General features: G+C 68.9%; 12 protein-coding genes and 1 pseudogene. 3 read left to right on the plus strand and 10 right to left on the minus strand.

The annotated features are described in order from the left end of the window. Window positions 1-145: pseudogene (locus IT779_RS36305) on the plus strand (4-hydroxy-2-oxovalerate aldolase); the annotation flags it as partial. Between the two features lie 246 nt (window positions 146-391). Here the strand turns inward: IT779_RS36305 and IT779_RS36310 are convergent. The 7 genes from IT779_RS36310 to IT779_RS36340 form a co-directional block, all read right to left on the minus strand. Next, entirely contained in the window at window positions 392-826 is a 435-nt protein-coding gene (locus IT779_RS36310) for a PIN domain-containing protein (protein ID WP_196154040.1), read from the minus strand. Continuing rightward, a complete protein-coding gene (locus IT779_RS36315) occupies window positions 823-1,059 on the minus strand; it encodes a ribbon-helix-helix domain-containing protein (protein WP_196154041.1) in 237 nt (78 codons plus the stop codon). The genes IT779_RS36310 and IT779_RS36315 overlap by 4 nt, the downstream gene beginning before the upstream one ends. Window positions 1,060-1,312: 253 nt before the next feature. Then, window positions 1,313-3,775 carry a CaiB/BaiF CoA-transferase family protein gene (locus IT779_RS36320; RefSeq protein ID WP_196154042.1) on the minus strand — a complete coding sequence of 821 codons (2,463 nt, stop codon included), beginning with the start codon at window positions 3,773-3,775 and terminating at the stop codon, window positions 1,313-1,315. Between the two features lie 21 nt (window positions 3,776-3,796). After that, on the minus strand, window positions 3,797-4,756 hold the full coding sequence (locus IT779_RS36325) for an enoyl-CoA hydratase/isomerase family protein (RefSeq protein WP_196154043.1): 960 nt from the start codon (window positions 4,754-4,756) through the stop codon (window positions 3,797-3,799). Between the two features lie 119 nt (window positions 4,757-4,875). Next, window positions 4,876-5,997 carry a M24 family metallopeptidase gene (locus IT779_RS36330; protein WP_196154044.1) on the minus strand — a complete coding sequence of 374 codons (1,122 nt, stop codon included), beginning with the start codon at window positions 5,995-5,997 and terminating at the stop codon, window positions 4,876-4,878. After that, entirely contained in the window at window positions 5,987-7,222 is a 1,236-nt protein-coding gene (locus IT779_RS36335) for a M24 family metallopeptidase (RefSeq protein ID WP_196154045.1), read from the minus strand. Before IT779_RS36335 ends, IT779_RS36330 begins: the two co-directional genes overlap by 11 nt. Window positions 7,223-7,256: 34 nt before the next feature. Further along, window positions 7,257-8,426 (minus strand): amidohydrolase family protein, encoded by a 1,170-nt coding sequence (locus IT779_RS36340; protein ID WP_196154046.1) that lies wholly within the window; start codon window positions 8,424-8,426, stop codon window positions 7,257-7,259. Window positions 8,427-8,961: 535 nt separating this feature from the next. Here IT779_RS36340 and IT779_RS36345 point away from each other — a divergent pair. Beyond that, window positions 8,962-9,468, plus strand: coding sequence for a hypothetical protein (locus IT779_RS36345; RefSeq protein WP_196154066.1), 507 nt, complete (start codon window positions 8,962-8,964; stop codon window positions 9,466-9,468). 72 nt (window positions 9,469-9,540) lie between these two features. On the opposite strand, the gene IT779_RS36350 is transcribed toward IT779_RS36345, so the two are convergent. The 3 genes from IT779_RS36350 to IT779_RS36360 form a co-directional block, all read right to left on the minus strand. Further along, complete coding sequence (locus IT779_RS36350; protein WP_196154047.1) at window positions 9,541-9,942, minus strand: hypothetical protein; 402 nt, start codon at window positions 9,940-9,942, stop codon at window positions 9,541-9,543. A gap of 141 nt (window positions 9,943-10,083) precedes the next feature. Continuing rightward, window positions 10,084-10,287 carry a hypothetical protein gene (locus tag IT779_RS36355; RefSeq protein WP_196154048.1) on the minus strand — a complete coding sequence of 68 codons (204 nt, stop codon included), beginning with the start codon at window positions 10,285-10,287 and terminating at the stop codon, window positions 10,084-10,086. Window positions 10,288-10,444: 157 nt separating this feature from the next. Continuing rightward, window positions 10,445-16,453: a non-ribosomal peptide synthetase gene (locus IT779_RS36360; protein WP_196154049.1), complete on the minus strand. Its 6,009-nt coding sequence runs from the start codon at window positions 16,451-16,453 to the stop codon at window positions 10,445-10,447. 469 nt (window positions 16,454-16,922) lie between these two features. On the opposite strand from IT779_RS36360, the gene IT779_RS36365 reads away from it, so the two are divergent. Continuing rightward, window positions 16,923-18,413 carry an MDR family MFS transporter gene (locus IT779_RS36365; protein WP_196154050.1) on the plus strand — a complete coding sequence of 497 codons (1,491 nt, stop codon included), beginning with the start codon at window positions 16,923-16,925 and terminating at the stop codon, window positions 18,411-18,413. Window positions 18,414-18,429 lie beyond the last annotated feature (16 nt).

Raw genomic sequence — 18,429 nt, forward strand, 5'->3', positions numbered from 1 at the left:
GGTGCGTCAGTCGGAGCGTTACGGTGTGCCCGCGCATTTGTTGTTGCATCGTGCGGGTCAGCGGAAGTTGATCGGTGGTCAGGAAGATCAACTGGTCGACATCGCCCTCGAAATCCAACGAGAACAACAATCCGCCAAGAATTGATTCATGCCGTGGAAGTACGCTCGAGCACACACTCGTCGACCACGTAGACAATAGAAAACGATCGCGCCCGAGGTCAGACCTTGTCGACCTCGGGTAGGCCCACGGAGAGTCTTGCGGCCGCTACGGCAGCTATCCGCACCTCGTCGCACGCAGGTTGCCGGATCACTCGCTACCCGGTATTCGTCGCGTGTACAGCTCGCGATGGGATGCTGCCCGAGCCGGATGCCCTTGCCCTGATCCTCCGATTCATTTCAAGTCGTCGGGCAGCAGGCGGAAGTGGGTGTGTTCGCGAGTAAGTGGGTGAATGGCTCGGAAGTCGCGGCGATCCAATGTCAGGATTATCTCGGTCTGATACTCGGCGGCCAAGCACACGTTGAACGCATCGGCCATGTCGAGATCCAAACCCCGGTAGCCATCTTTGACATGGCGGGCTGCCTTGATATGAGGCATGACATCGGCGAGCGTGAATCGTATCCGGTCGACCTGGTCGAAAATAAACGCCAGCACTGTATCTCGAGCCCTTGGTCCGAAGCGTGCTTTGGCGAGGTGATCGACCTCGGCGAGCACCAATGGCGAGACCACCACGAGGCTGGCGTCGCTGAGCACGGAGCGGCAGGCTTCCGATTCCGCGCCTTTGGCGAACGCCTCGATGATCCCCGACGTGTCACCGATCACTATCACCGGTAGCGAGTTCCTTCCGCGACCGCACGCGTCACCTCGTCGGCGACCGGGGCGTCGGTCTCGTCGAAGGTCGGGAACTCCATGTCATCGGCCCAGACGCGGGTACTCATCGCCGCGAGATGAATGCCGTGTCGAATGATCTCCGCTTCGGAGACGCCTCGCTTGGCCGCTGCTTCCTTGATCAAAGCCAAATCGGCGGGGTCGGCGTAGACGTTGGTCCGTTGAAGCGACATGTACCAATGTTAACACATGTACTACCATGTGTACCATCTTGTCCGTCCGCCGTGCCTGCGAGAATGAGCCCCTCGACCCCAGCGCAGAACTGAACCGCCGCCTCGCGTGAGCACTCCACCGGGATGGATCCGCGTTGGCGACATGTCTGGCGTATGTGTCGCAGCTGCGCTCTACGTCTGCGGCTCTACGTCTGCGCGGGAGCCTCGCGGTCGCGATGTCGTCCAAACGGGGCGAGTGCGAGAGAGGCTGACGTCACTGGGATTTCACCGTGGGGCGGACCACTGCTGGTAGACCGCCGATCACTCCGTCACGGTCGAGTTCGGCGATCTCGTCGGCGGTGTATCCCAGTGCGGTGAGCACTTCGGTGTTGTGTTGGCCCAGGAGGGGAGCGTGGGTGCGGTGGTATTGCTCCGGTCTGGTGGAGAAGCGGGCGGGGACGGTGCTGTGGTGGGCGGTGTCGAAGGCCGGGTGGGAGAGGGGTTCGAAGAAGCCTCTGGATCGGAGTTGGGGGAGGTCGACCTGATGGTGGGGCTGTAGGACCTCGGCTACGGGGACGCCTGCGTCCCAGAGGGTTCGGATGATGTCGGCGGGGGTGCGGTCGGCGCACCAGGCGGCGAGTTCGGTGTCGATGTCGTCGTGGCGGCGGCGTCGGCCCGCGGCGTCGGCTAGATCGGGGTCGTGGGCCCAATTCGGGTCGCCGAGGGCGGCGCGGAGGGCGGTCCATTGGTCGTCGGTGGCGACGGCTATGGCCACCCAGCGGTCGGGGCGCCCGAATTCATCCAGACCGGCTGCGCGGTAGAGGTTTTGGGGGGCGGCGGTGGGGCCTCGGTTGCCGTCGCGTTCGAGTTGGGCGCCGTAGGCGGAGTATTCGATGACTTGTTCGGCGGTGACGTTGAGGGCGGCTTCGACCATCGCCGCTTCGATCAGTACGCCGCGGCCGGTTTTGCGGCGGTGTTCCAGGGCGAGGAGTAGGGCGTTGAGGGCGTGTACGCCCGCGTTGGGGTCGCCGATGGAGTAGGGCTCGATGGGGTTCCGGTCGGTGTGGCCGGTGAGCCAGGTCAGGCCGGAGGTGTCTTCGATGACGTAGGCGAAGGCGGGGTTGTCGCGCCACGGGCCGTTGAGGCCGAATCCTGGCATGCGGACCATGATCGCGTCGGGGCGGATGGCTTCGACTTCGGAATGGCTCAGGCCGATTTGTTCGAGGACGCGCGGGGTGTAGTTCTCGACCACCACGTCGCAGGTGGCGACGAGTTTGTGCAGCAGGTCGCGGCCGCGTTCGTCGCGGAAGTCGACGGTGATGCTCTTCTTGTTGGTGTTGAGTCCGGAGAAGATCGGGGATTTCTCCCACCATTGGTCTTCGGAGGCGGGCACGCCCGCGATGAGGCGGGTGCCGTCGGGTCTGCCCGCGGATTCGACGTGGATGACTTCCGCGCCGAGCATGGCGAGGTAGTGGGTGCACGACGGTCCGGCCCAGAATGTCGTCATGTCGAGTACGCGTATGCCGCGGAACGGAAGTGGGTCCGGAACACCGGATTCAGAGCGCGGCGTAGCGGAAGGCGGTGCGGCGCGCAGTGTCTCGGTGTGTTCGCCGAGTCGCGGGGCGGGTTCGGGGGCGCGCAGCAGCGGTGGTTCGGTGCGGAAGGGGGCGCCGGGCTGGACGAATCCGTCGCGCGGGTTGGTGGTGAAGAAGTCGCGGTCGATGAAATGGTCCATGGTGGTGGCGTTGGCGCCGTTCACCACCGGGCCGTTCGGGATGCGGAAGGCGGAGGCGATGTCGCGGATCACGTCGACCGGTTGGTCGGCCAGCCAGGCGAAGATTTCCGGGGCTTTGTCGGTGGCGCGCTGCGTGATCGATGGCGCGATGCCTTCGTCGATCCATTCCGCGTGCCCCACCATCGCGCACAGGTCGAACCACTGTTGCGCGGTGCCGCAGCCGAGCGCGACCATGCCGTCGGCCGCGGTGGCGACGCCGGGCACGCTGAGCCGCCGTTCGGTGCGGAAAGGCCGGCCGAGCCCCTCGAAGAAGGACACGGGATAGTAGGTGAGCCCGAGGATTTGGGTTTCCAGGATCGCCAGGTCCACCAGTTCGCCCGCGCCGCTTCCCGCGGTGCGCAGTCGTGAGGTGAGGGTGGCGGCGCTGGCGTAGGCGCCCGCGAACCATTCGCCGATCCGGCCGCCGATGTGCACGGGCGCGCGGTCGGGGGCGCCGCGGCCGAGGCCGACGATGCCGCCGGACCAGGCTTGCAGGGTGAATTCGGTGGCGGCGCGTCCAGCCCACGGGCCTTCGAGGCCGAATGGTGTGATCGCGGTGACCACAAGATGGGGGTGGGTGCGGCGCAACGCGTCGGGGCGGTAGCGCGGGTCTTCGCTGAGTCGCGAATCCGGCGACCACACGGCGATATCGGCGGCCGCGAGCAGCGTGTCGAGCAGGTCGGCGTCGGCCGCGTCGGCGGGATCGACGACGACGCTCTGCTTCGAGCAGGCCAGGAAGGCGAACAGCGCGCCGTCGGCGTCGGGGGCGAGCCCGGCGCCGGAGGCCGTCCAGCGCCGCAGCGGATCACCTTCCGGCGCTTCGACTTTCACGACTTCCGCGCCGCCGTCGGCGAGCATCTTCGTGCAGTAGCCTCCGGCGATCCCGGAGGACAGGTCGATCACCGTGCAGCCGTGCAGCGGCAGCGCGGCCTGCGATCCCGCGCGCGGTTTTCCCGATACCATCTCGTCCCCGTTCGTCCGCTGTCAGCTCTGCTTCCGGCGACCGGACTTGCTCAACCGGAAATCGGGCGGGAATTTCGCGTCGTTGTCTTTCACGGCGTTGTTCAGGCCGTTGTCGAAAGCGTTCCCCAGGGTGAGTTCGTCGTCGTCGACGTGGATGCGACCGCCCATGGATTCGAAGAATCCGCTGAGCAGGCTGCCCATATATTCGCCCTGGTGCTGTTTCATGACCTCGAAGAAGATCTTCTGCATGAACACGGTGTCGGTGGGCCGGTTGCGCGCGCACGCCTCGGCGTATTTCTGGGTCTCGGCCTCGAGATCCTCGCGCGGGACCACCTTGTTCAGGAAGTTGCACTGGAACATTTCGTCGGCGGTGAAAGCCCTACCGGTGAAGACCATTTCCTGGAAGCGCCGCATGCCCATGGTCTGCGCCCAGGTCCACATGCGTGGTCCCCAGCCGTAGTAGCGGAAGGACGGGTGGCCGAAAAGGGCGTCGGTGGAGGAGATCACCAGGTCGGCGTCGGCGGCCTGGTAGAAATGCCAGCCGTAGCAGTAGCCTTTGGTCTCGACGATGCTGATCTTCTTGAATTCCTGCAGGCTGCGGCAGCCCGCTTGCGCGTTGGCATACCACTGGCTGATGGTGGCGCCGTGCCGGAAGGAATCCTTCGGCGGGTAGGTGACTTCGTCCTCGCCGATCTTGTATTCGGCCAGCCGCGGCCCTTGCGACGGCGAATTCTGGACCTCCATGAATTCGGGCAGGTCCGCGCCGCTGCCGAAATCGCTGCCCGCGCCGCGCACCACGAGCACTTTGACGTCGTCATCGACGCTCGCGCGGTGCAGTAGGTCTGCGTAGCGCAGGCGCGCGGCGATCGTGGGGGCGTTCAGGAATTCGGGCCGGTTGAAGGTGATCGTGGCGATCCGGGTTTCGCGGTTCTTCTCGTAGAGGATGATCTCCTCGGCCGATGGCTGTTCGGTTCCGGACATGGGGCGGGCTCCTTGGCCAGTTGTGCGATGGTGCGACGGCGCGGCGCCGTCCGGTCCGGTGCGGGAGATGAGAAAGGGGCGCGGACACAGCGAGAGTCGTTGTGTCCGCGCCCGATTCGTCAGTGCGGCCAGTGCGGCGCCGAGGTGAGGACTTCGTGTCCGTCGTCGGTGATCAGGACCGCGTCACGGCTGAACACCGCGCCGACGCCCTCTTCCCACACGTAGGCGGTGACGCCGAGCACCATGCCGGGCTCGAGTCGTTCCGCCGCCGCGGTTTCCGGCAGCAGCGGGGACACGACCGGCGGGTCGAAGCCCATGCCGAGGCCGCGAGCGACCGGCATCGGCGGCAGCGCCACACCGGAATTCTCGTAGGCGGCAAGCAGATCCGAAGTCGCCGCACCCGGCTTGCACGCGTCGACCAGTCGCGACCACAGTTCGTCGCGGCGGCGGTACACCGCGCGCGCGGCGTCGGTGCCTTCGCCGACCTGCCAGGTGCGTCCGACCTCGCCGATGTATCCGTCGCCGAGCACACCCGCGGAGAAGGCGACCAGATCACCGGACTGCGCGCGCCGATCCTCGCCCGCGCGCCGCCACGGATGCGTCCTCGAGGTCACCCACACCGAGTCCTGCGACGCGGGCGTGCTCACCCCGCCCGCGGCCATCGCCTCGAGCAGGATCCCGATCAGCGTCTGTTCGGGCACGCCCGGAGCCAGTCGCGCCACCGCGGCCGCGACACCGGCCTCGGCGATGCCGAGCGCACCGCGCAGCGTCGACACCTCTTCCGCCGTCTTGATCCGGCGGGCGGCGCGCATCGCGAGTTCGCCGTCGACGAATTCGGCGTTCGGGAACGCCAGCGGCAGCAGTTTCGCGAAGGTCGGCGACAGCGCGTCGGTGCCGACCCGCCGCGCGGTGCTCGCGCCCGCGATGGACTGGAGCGCGGCGATGGTGTTCATCGGATTCCACGCGATCCCGTAGAGGTTGTCGTGCGGAATGTCTTCCGGCACACCCTCGTCCCAGGTGCTGAGCAGGTGCACCGACCCGCTCTCGCGCACCACCGTGGCGACGGGCCCGAACGGGCGGGTGCCCGCCACCCACAGCTGCGGCGCGCCCGCGACGTAGCGGGCGTTGGCCTGGCGGCCGAGGACCAGGATGTCCAGATCATGGGCTTGCATCTGTGCCAGTGCGCGATCGCGCCGCCCATGCCGCAGGGCGCGATCGTCAGGCAGGATCTCAGTTCCCATAGGGCGCATAGGGGTAGTCGGTGAGGGCAGTCCAGCCCCCCTCGTTGATCACGATAATCTCCTCGCTGCGATATCCGCCGGTGCCGTCCTCCCAGACGACCGGCTCGAGAACCAGCACCATGCCGGGTTCGAAGACGAAGTTCTCGTCGTACTCGTCGCCGAGATCGGTTCCGATCATGGGCATTTCGGCCGCGCTGACGCCGATGCCGTGACCGAGGTAGAAGTGCGGCAGCCACGGCTTCGCGCCGCCGTTGGCCCGGATCGCGGCGCGGGTGAGGTCCGCGGCGGTGGCGCCCGCCTTCGCGACATCCAGTACGGCGGTGATGATTTCGCGCCACTGCTGGAACTGGTACTGCTGCCTGGCATTCGGCTTGTCGCCGACGATCCAGGTGCGGCCGAAGTCCGAGCAGTAGCCGCCGTAGGTGATGCTCACGTCGGTCCAGAGCACGTCACCGGTTTCGAGCTCGCGCTCGGTGGTGAGCAGCGGCAGGGCGAGGTCGCCGTGTGTCGTCCACACGCCCTCGGCCTTGGTGGACGGCATGACCTGCCAGATCGCGTCGAGCATATTGGCGGTCGCGCCCAGTTCGAAGGCCCGCCGCACGAAGCTCGCGGACAGGTCGATCTGCCTGCCGCCGGGCCGCAGACCGGCTTGCACGTCGCGCACGGCCTGTTCGGTGATGCGGTTGGCGATGCGCATGCACGCGATCTCGTCGGGGGTCTTGACCAGCTTCGCCGGGCCGACCACGGCCGCGGCGTCGGTGGGCGCGCCCGCGGGGAACAGCGCCGAGGCCGCGCGCAGCATGGCGCCGGTGCTCTCGTCCACCGCGACGGTCGATCCCGCCGGGATCAGTTCGGCCAGCTTGCGCGTGAAATCCCGGACGCCCTCGTCGAATTCGAGGTAGACGGGGCCGTGCAGGTGGTCGGCGGGCAGATCCGATTCGGTGGATGCGCCCTCGCGGAACGGCATGAACAGGTGTGGCCACGGATCACCGGCGACCACGACCGCGACCGGCCGCTCGACGTGGGAGAGCCCGGCGTCGTTGAGGGGCCAGCTGGCTCCGGTCGCGTAGGCGACGTTGCTGTTGTTCAGCAGGACCAGGGCGTCGACACCTTGGGCGGCCATGGCCGCCCGCAGGCGCGCCCCGGTCTCGCGCCGCATGCGGGCGCGGTCCGGGACCTCGGGGATGTCGAGGACCGACGTACCCGAGGGTGCTGTGGAAGTCATCGAAACGCTGTCTCCTTCTTCGGATACGGCACGGTCAGACGCCGAGGAAGTCCTTGATGTTGCCGCTCACGATCTTGGCGGCGTCGACGGGCCCGACGGCCTCGACGACGGTGGCCAGCGACTTCTCCGAGTAGCCGAAGGTGCTCTCGTTGTGCGGGTAGTCCGAGGACCACATGACGCGGTCGCGCCCGATCTGGTCGATCAGCGACAGCCCGAGCGGGTCGACCATGAACGAGGCGCGCATGTGGTTGTCCCAGTAGTAGCGGACGTCGTGCTCGACGGGGCGGTTGAGCATGTGCTGGAAGGATGCGAGCAGGTGCTCGGCGTCCTGGATGGCGGCCGGGACCCAGTTGATGCCGCCTTCGAACCAGCCGATCTGCAGGCCGGGGTGGCGGTCGAGGATCCCGCTGAAGATGTACTTGGAGAACACTTCTCGGAACGGCGCGACATTGTGCATCATGCCGACGATGACGCTGTTGAATTCGCACGGCGCCGACAGCGGCGATTCGCCGATGTGGTGCGAGACCGGGATACCCGACTCCTCGATGGCTTCCCAGACCGGGATCATCGCGGCACTGCCGTAGTCGATGACGTTGCCGTCGTCGTCCTTGCCCGCCGACAGCGGCAGCAGGAAGGTCTTGAGGCCGAGGGATTTCAGTTCGGTGAGGGTGCGCCGCGCGCCGTCGCCGTCCCACCAGTTGATGAGTCCGACGCCGTAGAACGCGCCGTCGGACTGCGCCTGCAATTCGGCGATGTAGGCGTTGTAGGTGCGGAAGCAGAGTTCGCGAATCGCCTTGTCCGGGTAGAAGAGCAGGGCGAGCAGTGCGTTGGGGAAGGCGAGTTCCTTGGCGATGCCGTCGGCGCGCAGGTCGGCGGTGCGGGCCGCGAGATTGTTGCTGCCCGATCCCTCCAGCGGGTCGTACTGCATCAGGACGTGGCTGAAATCGCCGGGCAGGAAGGACTTTCCCTTGCGGCCCATCTGGAAGGCGCCTTCCTCGTACCACACCCGTGGCGCCTTGTCCTTGAGGTCCTCGGGGAAGCGCTCGAAGAAGATGTCCTCCGCGAGGGAGATGTGGTTGTCGGCGGAGAACACTTCGGTGCCCGCGGGCAGGCCGAGTGTGCCTTCCGCTTGTCCGCGCCGGTCCTTGGGCGGCGCGAAGCCGCCGGGCGGGTACAACGAAGTGCTGCTGGTCGGGACCGACATTGTGACCCTCCATGGATCTGCGGTTGGGACTGTGCGTCACGTCAGCGCGGCACGAGTCCGCCCCGGCGCGCCCGTCCGCCGCGGCTGGTCGGTGCGCTCGGCCGCCGGGACGGCCTGCGCGGGGCGCCGGTTCCTACCCGTGCCGCGGCGGCGCACTCGGTGTTGCCGCCTCTGACACGGGAATGACATTACCACGTGTGGAGAGTCATAGTTACAGACTGTGTCGAATTTGCTGCGCAAATACCCCGATTATCAGCGAGAATGATGTTTCCGCTATGTGGAAACGCGTGCGGGTTTCGTTCTCCTCGTGGCTCGTATCGTGCTCGGAATCGGGCATTTGCCCATGCCGTTCCCTTCGGGTTCGGGCGGCGCGGTCGGCTGGATTCGGACGGTTTTCGTGAGACCCTTGTCACACGTTTCTAACCGACCTACTGTGTGTTCACTAGGTTTGAACGGAAATGGAGACCTCATGGCCGCTCGCACGCTCGACCCGCACGAAGTCGAACGGACCGCGCCGCACGCGTCGGGGGAGGCGATGCGGTATCAGCTCGACGTCGTCGCGCACAGTGTCATCGATGTGGTCGAACACGCGGGCGGATGGATCTTCGACCGCGCCGTCGCGGGCTGGGAGGTCACGGTCCTGGTCACCGGCAGGCCCGACCCGCGCCCGCTGCGCATCCTCGGCGCCGAAGTCCTCGATCTGGAAACCGTGCTCGCCGCGCGCGGCCAGGGTCGCCGTCCGCACGCGGTCGCCATCGCCGCCGACGTGTGCGAACGGAATTCACGCGCCCACGCCGGACTGCTGAGGGCGCTCGGCGACGGGAACGTCGAAGTGGTGGTGTGGGGCGAGAGCTGGATGTCGCCGCCGGAACACCAGGTCGATCCCGTTGTGCACCGTCTGAGCGTCGCGGCGCAGGCATTCAAGGCGCAGGCGCTCACGGCCGCCGCCGCGCCCGATCGGCCGGTCGGACGCAGTGAGATCTTCCGCACCGGCCTGTCGATGTTCCCGCCCGTCGCGGCGGATCTGGTCCCGGTCGCCTGACGCGAACCGCGCGGGCGTGGTGCACGGATCGTGCACCGCGCCCGTCAGCGGGTTTCTACCGGGCCGCCGCGATCAGTGGCGCGAGCGCAGGAACTGGGCGACGTCCTGGTGCGACATTCGCCGGGTCAGCAGGATCTGCGGCACCGGCTCGGTAAGGCGTAAGGCGATATCGCGGGCGCCGAGCACCAGTTGCGCTCCCGCGGAGCCGCGCATCGCGGGCGGGGCCCAGGACAGGATCACCGGTTCGATGATCCGGTCACCGTCGCTGTCGGCATAGCCGAAGTGGACCAGCACCCAGCACGCTTCGGCCTCGGGCAGGTCGTCGAGCAGGTCGTCGAAGGACGCGGCGACGCCGTCGTCCATGGGGGAGATCGTGTGCTCGTCCCGCAGTCGGAGCCGCACGTAGCGGTTCGGGACCCGATCCGCCAGAAAGTCGTCGAGTTCGCCGTGCGCCGAGTCGAGCGAGAGGTGCAATGTGAATCCTTCGATTACCGGTGGAAGTGCGCCGGAGCCCGCGCTGCGATGGTATCCGCGAAACCGGGCGCGCACCGATCGATCCGCGAGGCCGAGACGAGATCGATCCACCGACCCGCGAGCTACCGCGCCGCAGGCCCTTCATTCCGCCACCGAACCCGTGCCGTGCCGCGCCACCGAACCCGTGCCGTGCCGCGCCACCGAACCCGTGCCGCGCCGCGCCACCGAACCCGTGCCGCGCCGCGCCACCGAACCCGTGCCGCGCCGCGCCACCGAACCCGTGCCGCGCCGCGCCACCGAACCCATGCCGCGCCGCGCCACCGAACCCGTGCCGCGCCGTGCCACCGAACCCGCGTCGCGCCACCGAAATCTGCCACGTGGCCGTGCAGCCGTAACCCGCCTCGCAGTCGAACCTGTGTGACATAGCACCGCCCTACGGATCTGTGGGCGACCGACGCACAGTCACATCGGGTCCGACACGGCGACGTGGGTCGGGGCGCGATCACACCGTCGAGCGCACCGGCGGCAACAGCCCCTTGTCTCGGAATCTACGCAGGTAGCGGTCGACTACCGCACCGTCGACCGCCGCACATGTGATGCCCGTGCCGCGCAATGCCTCTCGGGTGCGGCTGTCATCGAGTACCAGGGCGCCGACGCCCGGTGCATTCGGGTCGGCGTAGTTGCCGACGAGCAGGGCCGCGCGGGTGAGGTCGTCGCCGGGTTCGGCGGCGCCGTCCACCAGTCGTTCGGCGAGGACCCGCTGCGCCTGTTCGGGGGTGACGGTGCGCAGCGGATATCCCTGCCGCACCAGCCCGTCGAGCAGTGCGGAGATCGGCGTCGGGGAGGGGGCTATCAGGTGGTATCGCTCGCCATGCGGGACGTCGCGGCAGATCAGGGCCGCGAGTGCGCTCGCGACGTAGTCCACCGGCGCCAGCGACACCGTCGCGTCGCCGACCTCGGGCGCGATGCCGAGCAGCGCGGCGGCGCGCACCATCGTCCACAGCGAATCGTCGGCGGGGATCGCACCGGTGTGCGCCGAGCCGCCGATCAGGCCAGGCCGGTACACCGCGATCGGCAGTCCGCGTTCCCCGGCGGCGAGCACCAGCTGTTCGGCGACCCACTTGCTCGCCACATACCCGTGCCGATTCACCCGTTCGGCGGTGATCACCGTCCGCTCGTCCACGTGACCGGCGCGGTCGACGCCGAGTACCGCGTCCAACGTCGACACCAGATGCACCGGAATCGCCCGCACCGCCGTCGCGAGGCGCAATACCTCGCGGGCGCCGCCCACATTGGCCGCGCGCAAGTGGCCGTAGGAAGCGAGATGGTTCACCGCCGCGCCGTTGTGCACGATCGCCGACAGGGTGCGAGCCAGTTCGTCGAAGGTCTCCTGCGTCATCCCGAGGCGCGGTTCGGCGAGGTCGCCGGGCACGACCGTCACCCGGTCCGGCAGGTCGTCGGAGGGCAGGTCGAAGCAGGCCATGGCGGCGCGTAGTCGGGCCAGACCGGCTGCCGGATCGGCTGCCCGGACCAGGCAGTGCACCGGCCGGGCGGTCCGGTCGAGCAGTTCGCGCAGTAGATGCGCGCCGAGGAATCCGGTCGCGCCGGTCACGAGGATCGGCCCTGCGGGATTCGCGGGCTCGTCCGGCACGCGCAGGTCATCGACGGGCGCCGCGTCGGCGCTCAACTGTTCGGCGAATCCGATCGGATCGGAGTCGAATTCGGCCGAGGCGAGGGCGCGCACCGTCGATGCCGCGAACAGCGCGCGCGGCTCAACGTGCAGACCCAGCCGCTCGGCCAGCGCGGTGCGCAGGGTGAACACCATCAGCGAGGTGCCGCCGAGTGCGAAGAAGTCGTCCTCGGGACCGACCGCGTCCACACCGAGTACCTCCGCGAAGACCGCGCCGATGGCGTGTTCGCGCGCGGTGGCGGCGACCGGCGGCGGGGTTCGGGTGATCTCCACCGCGAATGTCGGTTCAACGCTGCGGAATTCGTCCACGGGATCGGCGGCGGCGAGTTCGCCGAGCGTACCCACCTCGCGCTCGGGATCGGCGAGTGCGGCGGCGAGCACGGCGCGATATCCCGCGGCGAACTCTCGGATGTCGTCGACGCCGAATACCGCTGTGTCGTAACGGAATATCGCGCGCGGCGGATTCTCGCGCACGGTCAGCGCGAGGTCGAACTGTGCGGTGTCGCGGGGCAGATCGAGTATTTCGATCGCGAGTCCGTCCAGATCCGGCAGCCCGGCGGCGGGCAGGTTCTCGTAGGAGAACACGGTGCGCAGCAAGGGATGTCCGCCTTCGACGCGCGGCGCGTCGGCCGCTTCGACGATGCGGTCGAACGGCAACTCCGCGTTGTCGAAGGCATCGAGCGCGACGGCGCGCACCGCGGCGACGAGTTCGCCGAAGGTGCGGTCGTTTTCGACCCGTACCCGCAGCGGCACCGTGTTGACGAACATGCCGACCATCCGGTCCAGCGCCGGATGGCCGCGCCCGGCCACCGGCGTCCCGATCACCATGTCCGAGCGGCCGCCGAGTCGACGCAACAGCACCGCGTACGCCGCGAAGGCGACCATGAACGCGGTGCCGGAACCGCTGATCGGAGCGGGCAGATCTACGCCGATCGTGGCGGCGTGCGTACCGCGTTCGCCGGGCCGTTCGGGGTGCGCGGGCAGCGGCAGGCGGTCCGGCGCGTCCGCCAGCGTCGCGCGCCAATACGCCGACTGCGCGGCGGCCACCGAACCGGCCGCGTGCGCGTCGCCGAGCAGGGCGTGCTGCCACAGCGCGTAGTCGCGGTAGCGCACCGGCAGCGGTTCCCACTCCGGTTCCCGACCCGCGCGCGCCGCCAGGTAGGCGGTGCTCAGATCGGCGATCAACGGCCCGACCGACCAGCCGTCGGCGGCGATGTGGTGCACCACGAAGACCAGCACGTATTCGTCGTCGCCGGTGTGCAGCAGTCGCGCGCGCACCGGCGGATCCACCGCGACGTCGAAGGATCGGTTCGCGAAACGTCGCAGCGCGGCGTTCAATTCGCCCGCGACCGCGCGCGGTTCCAGGTCGAGCGCCGCGCGGGCCTGCTCGATGGTCAGCACCCGCTGCCGCGCGGAATTCCCGGCCTCCGGGTAGACGGTGCGCAGCGCCTCGTGCCGGGTCAGCACCGCCGACAGCGCGCCGTCGAGCGCGGCCGGGTCCAGGTCGCCGGTCAGGCGCACCGCGATCGGCAGATGGTAGGCGGCCGAATCGGGCAGCAGTTGGTTGAGCAGCCACAGTCGCAGTTGGGCCGGTGCGGGCGGCACCCGATCGGGCAGTTCGCCCGCGACCAAGGCGGGTCGGGCTTCGGCGGCGTGATCGGCGAGGGCCGCGGCGAGTTCGGCCACGGTCGGCGCGTCGAAGACCGCGCGGACCGGCACCCCGAGCCGGGCCGCGACCCTGGTCGCCGACAGCGACGTGCCGCCGAGCGCGAAGAAATCGTCGTCGGCGCCGATCGGTGACGCGGGTGCGAGCACTTCGGTCAGCACCTCGGCGACCCGTAGTTCGGCGGGCCCGTCCGGCGCGCGGAATTCGGTGCGGCCGAAGACCGGCACGGGTAGCAGGCGGGTGTCGAGCTTCCCGTTGGTGGTCAGCGGCAGCGTGGCGAGGATCTCGTAGGCGGCCGGGCGCAGATAGGAGGGCAGCCGACGAGCCAGCGCCGCACGCACCGCGCCGCGGTCGACCCGCGCGCCCGGTTCCGGCACCAGGTACGCCACCAGATGGGTTCCGGTGCGCTCGTCGGTATGCGCGGTGACCGCCGCGCGCGCGATACCGGTCAACGAGGTGAGCACCGTCTCGATCTCACCCGGTTCGATCCGATGGCCGCGCACCTTGATCTGGAGATCGCCGCGTCCGTGATACAGCAGCGCGGGCGCGTCGCCGACGGTGACGGTCACCAGGTCGCCGGTGCGGTAGAGCCGTCCGCCCGGCGGGCCGTACGGGTCGGCGACGAACCGGCCCGCGGTCAGCCCCGCGCGCCTGTGATAGCCGCGCGCCAACGCGGGACCCCCGATATACAGCTCGCCGAGCACGCCGGGCGGCGCCGCACGCAGCGCGGAATCGAGCACCACCGCGCGGAAACCGCGCAGCGGCGCGCCGATCGTCACCGGCCTGCCCGCGACGAGTTCGCCGATGGTGGCGATATCGGTGGCCTCGGTGGGACCGTAGCCGTTGCGCATGAGCCGTCCCGGCGCCCACGCGTCGACCAGATCGGCGCGGATCGCCTCGCCGCCGACGCCGAGCACCCGCAGGTCCGGCAGTTCCGCCGGATCGAGGGTCGCCAGCACCGCCGGGGTGATGATCGCGTTGGTGACCCGTTCCCGGCGCATCAACGCCGCCAGGTCCGCTCCCGCGACCGCGAAACGCGGCGCCACCACCAGCGTCGCCGAACCCGCAAGAGCGCAGAGCATTTCGCCGACCGCCATGTCGAAACCCGGTGAGGCGTGGTGCAGCGTGACCGCGCCAGGCCGCAGTTCGTAGCGGTCGCGGCGCTCGGCGGCCAAATTCGCCAGACCGCCGTGCGTGACCACGACGCCCTTGGGTCGGCCGGTCGAGCCGGAGGTGTAGATGAGGTAGGCCGGATGCTCGGCTGCCAGCGGTGCGCGGCGTTCGGCATCGGTGATCGGGCCACGCTCCCGATGGACGCCGTTCGCGAGGCCGTGTGATCGTGTGTCGTCGGGGGCCGAGTCGTGCCCCGGGTTGTCCCACGAACCGTCGACCCACATGCCGTGTGATCGTGGGCCGTTGGACAGCAGGCCATCGACCTGGATCGCCGCCGTGTCCACGGGCAGTCGGTGTGCGAATTCGGCGGTGGTGATGGCGTGGCGGGCGCCGCAGTCGGACAGGATGTATTCGATGCGTTCATCGGGGCTGCTCTGGTCGACCGGCACGAACGCCGCTCCCGCTTTCGCGACCGCCCACACCGCGGCCACCGATTCCGCCGAGCGTTCCAGCAGGGTCACCACCAGTGTCTCCGGTCCCGCGCCCGCCGCGATCAGCGCCCTGGCCAGCGCGTCGGTCCGCTCGTCGAATTCGCGGTAGCTCCACCGGCGTTGCCCGCACACCACCGCGACGGACTCCGGTGCGCGACGGACCGCGTCGGCGATGATCGCGGCCAGCGGGATCACGGGACCGGATTCGGGTCCGCGCCACGGTGCGAGCACGGTGCGTTCCGCCGTCGTGAGCGGGTCGAAGTCGGCGACGCGGGCGTCCGGGTCGCCGGTGAGGTGGGTGAGCAGACGCAGGAAGCGGGCGTGGTGGGCGGTGAGTTCGTCGCGGGTGTAGCGGTGCGGGTTGCCTTCGAATTCGACGCGGAGTCCGGCCTCGGAACCGGGATAGACATTGAGCGTGAGATCGGGCACGGGGCCGGTGCCGAGCAGATGCAGGGTGCCGCGCGCCGGTCCGAGCGCCATCGCGGACTGGAAGTTCATGATGTTGACGGCCGGACCGAAGTTCGCGCCGCCGTCGCGTCCCTGTCCGTCACGCAGCAGTCGGATCATGTCCTCGCCCCGGAAACGTTGATGTCGCAGCGCACCGCTCAGTTCCGCGCGCGCGGCGTCGACCAACTCCGCGAGGCGGGCCGATTCGGGTGCGCGCAGGCGCAGCGGCACCACATTGCTCACCGATCCCGCCGCGCGGCGCAGCACGGCGGTGGTGCGCGCGGCGACCGGAAGGCCGACGGTCACCTCGGGCGTGCCGTTGACGCTGGCGAGGTAGGCGCCGAATATCGCGACCAGTGCGGCGGCCGTCCCCGCGCCGTCGGACGCGGATTCCAGGGAGCGCGTGACCGCGGTATCGAGGTCGGCGCCCGCGACGACCGAGTGGGCGGCGGGGTCGCCGGGACGGGTGGACAGCGAGACCGGTTCGGGGAGTCCGGCGACGCGATCGGCCCAGTACGCGCGATCGGATTCGAAGCGGGTCGACTCGCGGTAGGCGCGGGCGGCGTCGAGTAGGGCTTGCGGGGTGGCGGTGAGGGGAGCGGGCGGCGGATCGCCCGCCAGCATGCGCGCGTAGATCTCCGCGTGTCTTCGGGCCACGTTCATGGCGCCGTAGCCGTCGAGCAGCAGGTGGTGGGCGCGGGTGTAGATCAGGTGCCGGTGCGGTCCGACGCGCAGGATCGTCGACCACATCGGCGGGTCGTGCAGGACGTCCACCGGTTTGCCCCGATCGGCGCGCATCCACGCGTGCGCGGCGGCGTGCGGATCGGGCTCGGAGCTCAGATCGAGGAAGTCGACTTCGTCGTACTGATCGAATTCGAGGCGTTGCCACGGTGTTCCCTCGTCGTCGCGGTCGAAGGCGAGGTAGGCGCCGAGTTCGCGGGCGGTGTGTCGGGCGGCTTCGGCGTACACCGTGCGATCCAGCGGTCCGGTCACATCCAGGTATTGGGTGATGGTCATCGGGATGTCCGCGCGGTACTGCTGTGCGAACCATATTTCGCGCTGTGCCGAGGTCAGTGGCCATTTCGCGGTGGGGTTCGCAGTCATAACACGTCCTCGAGATCCAAACTATGAGGTTAGGCTTTCCTACTTCACCATAGCCATGTTTGTCCGATTCCGGCGGTGTGGGGTCGGGTGGACGAACGGCGGGCGGGCACGCGCGAACTATGGTCGCGCTCCGTATGTTTCGCGCGACCGGAACTGCCTCGCGCGGCTCGGGGGGAAGCGCGGGAAAGGTAGCGCCCATCGTTGGGTGACCGGGATCACTCTTCGGACCGGTTTCGGCCCATCTGGGCTCGCTACCTGCGAGTTCCGACCTGTGCCATGGCACGCGGGCCGGAAAATAGCTCGATTCGTGTCGGTGGCGGGCGGAATACTCACCGGCGCCCGATGAGTTCGAGTAACCGACTCCGTCTCGATCACTGTGGCGCGAGCGGCGACCCGCATCTCGCACCGCTCGCCCCGAACGCACAGCCCCGCAACCACAGCCAAGTCCGACCGCCCCGGAGGTAAACCGATGTCCGTCCCCTCGTCCCCACCCGTCTCGGGCGGACGGACGCCGACCGTCATCAGACTGCTGGTGTTGGCGACGTTCGTGGTGATCCTGAACGAGACCATCATGCTCAACGCCATCCCGCGCCTGATGGAAGATCTCGAGGTCACCGAACGGGCCGCGCAGTGGGTCTCCACCGCCTTCATGCTCACCATGGCTGCGGTCATCCCGACCACCGGCTGGTTCCTGCAACGGGTCTCCACCAGAACCGCCTACGCCGTCGCGATGAGCGTGTTCCTGTTCGGCACCGCGCTCTCCGCGGTCGCCCCCTCCTTCGCGGTGCTGCTGGTCGGGCGCATCATCCAGGCGGGCGGCACCGCGGTCATGATGCCGCTGCTGATGACCACGCTGATGACGGTCGTCCCCGAACACGACCGCGGTCGCGTCATGGGCAATGTCACCCTCGCCATCTCCGTCGCGCCCGCCATGGGTCCGGTCATCTCCGGCGTGGTACTCCAGGTCGGTTCGTGGCGCTGGCTGTTCGTGCTGGTCCTGCCCATCGCGGGCGCGGTCACCTGGTTCGGCCTGCGCAGGCTGGAGAACATCGGCGAACCGCAGCCGAGCGCGATCGACGTGCTCAGCGTGGCGCTGGCGGCGGTCGGCTTCGGCAGCCTCGTGTTCGGGCTCAGTCGCTTCGAAGCGGGCAATGTCGCCGGTCCGGCGCTCACGGCGGCCCTCGGCGCGGCCCTGATCGCCGCCTTCGTGCTGCGCCAGATCCAGCTGCAGCGCAGCGGCACCCCGCTGCTCGACATGCGGGTCCTGCTGGCGGGCGTCTACACCAAATCGCTGGTCCTGATGTCGGTCGCGTTCATGGCGATGCTCGGCTCGATGATCCTGCTGCCGCTCTATCTGCAGAACCTGCGCGGCCTGAGCCCGCTGGCGACCGGACTGCTCGTCATGCCCGGCGGTCTGGCGATGGGTCTGCTCGGCCCGAGTATCGGTCGCCTGTTCGACCGGTTCGGCGGCCGCTGGCTGGTGATCCCCGGCTCGGTCGGCATCGCCCTCGCCCTCGGCGGATTCGCCCTGATCTCGATGGACATGCCGTACTGGCAGCTGCTGGTCCTGCACGTCGTGCTGATGGTGTCGCTGGCCGCCACCTTCACCCCGGTCTTCACCCTCGGCCTCGGCGCGCTGCCCCAGCACCTGTACTCCCACGGCAGCTCCATGCTCGGCACCCTCCAGCAGGTGGCCGCCGCATTCGGCACCGCGCTGGTGGTCACCGTGATGTCGACCCGCAGCACCGCCCTGATCGACGACGGCGTCGATGCCGTCACCGCCCACCTCGACGGCACCAAACTGGCCTTCCTGGTCTCCGCCGCTATGGCGCTGGTCGTGATCGTGCTGGCGATCCTGCTGCCGAGCCGGGCCGACGCGCCGCAAGAGACCGAGGACTCGGTCGACGCCGAGACCCTCGACCCGAAGGCCGACACCGCCGTGGAGTTGGTCAAGAGCTGACAGTTCCGACCGAGAC

Source organism: Nocardia bovistercoris (genome assembly GCF_015674855.1).
Taxonomy (GTDB): domain Bacteria; phylum Actinomycetota; class Actinomycetes; order Mycobacteriales; family Mycobacteriaceae; genus Nocardia; species Nocardia bovistercoris.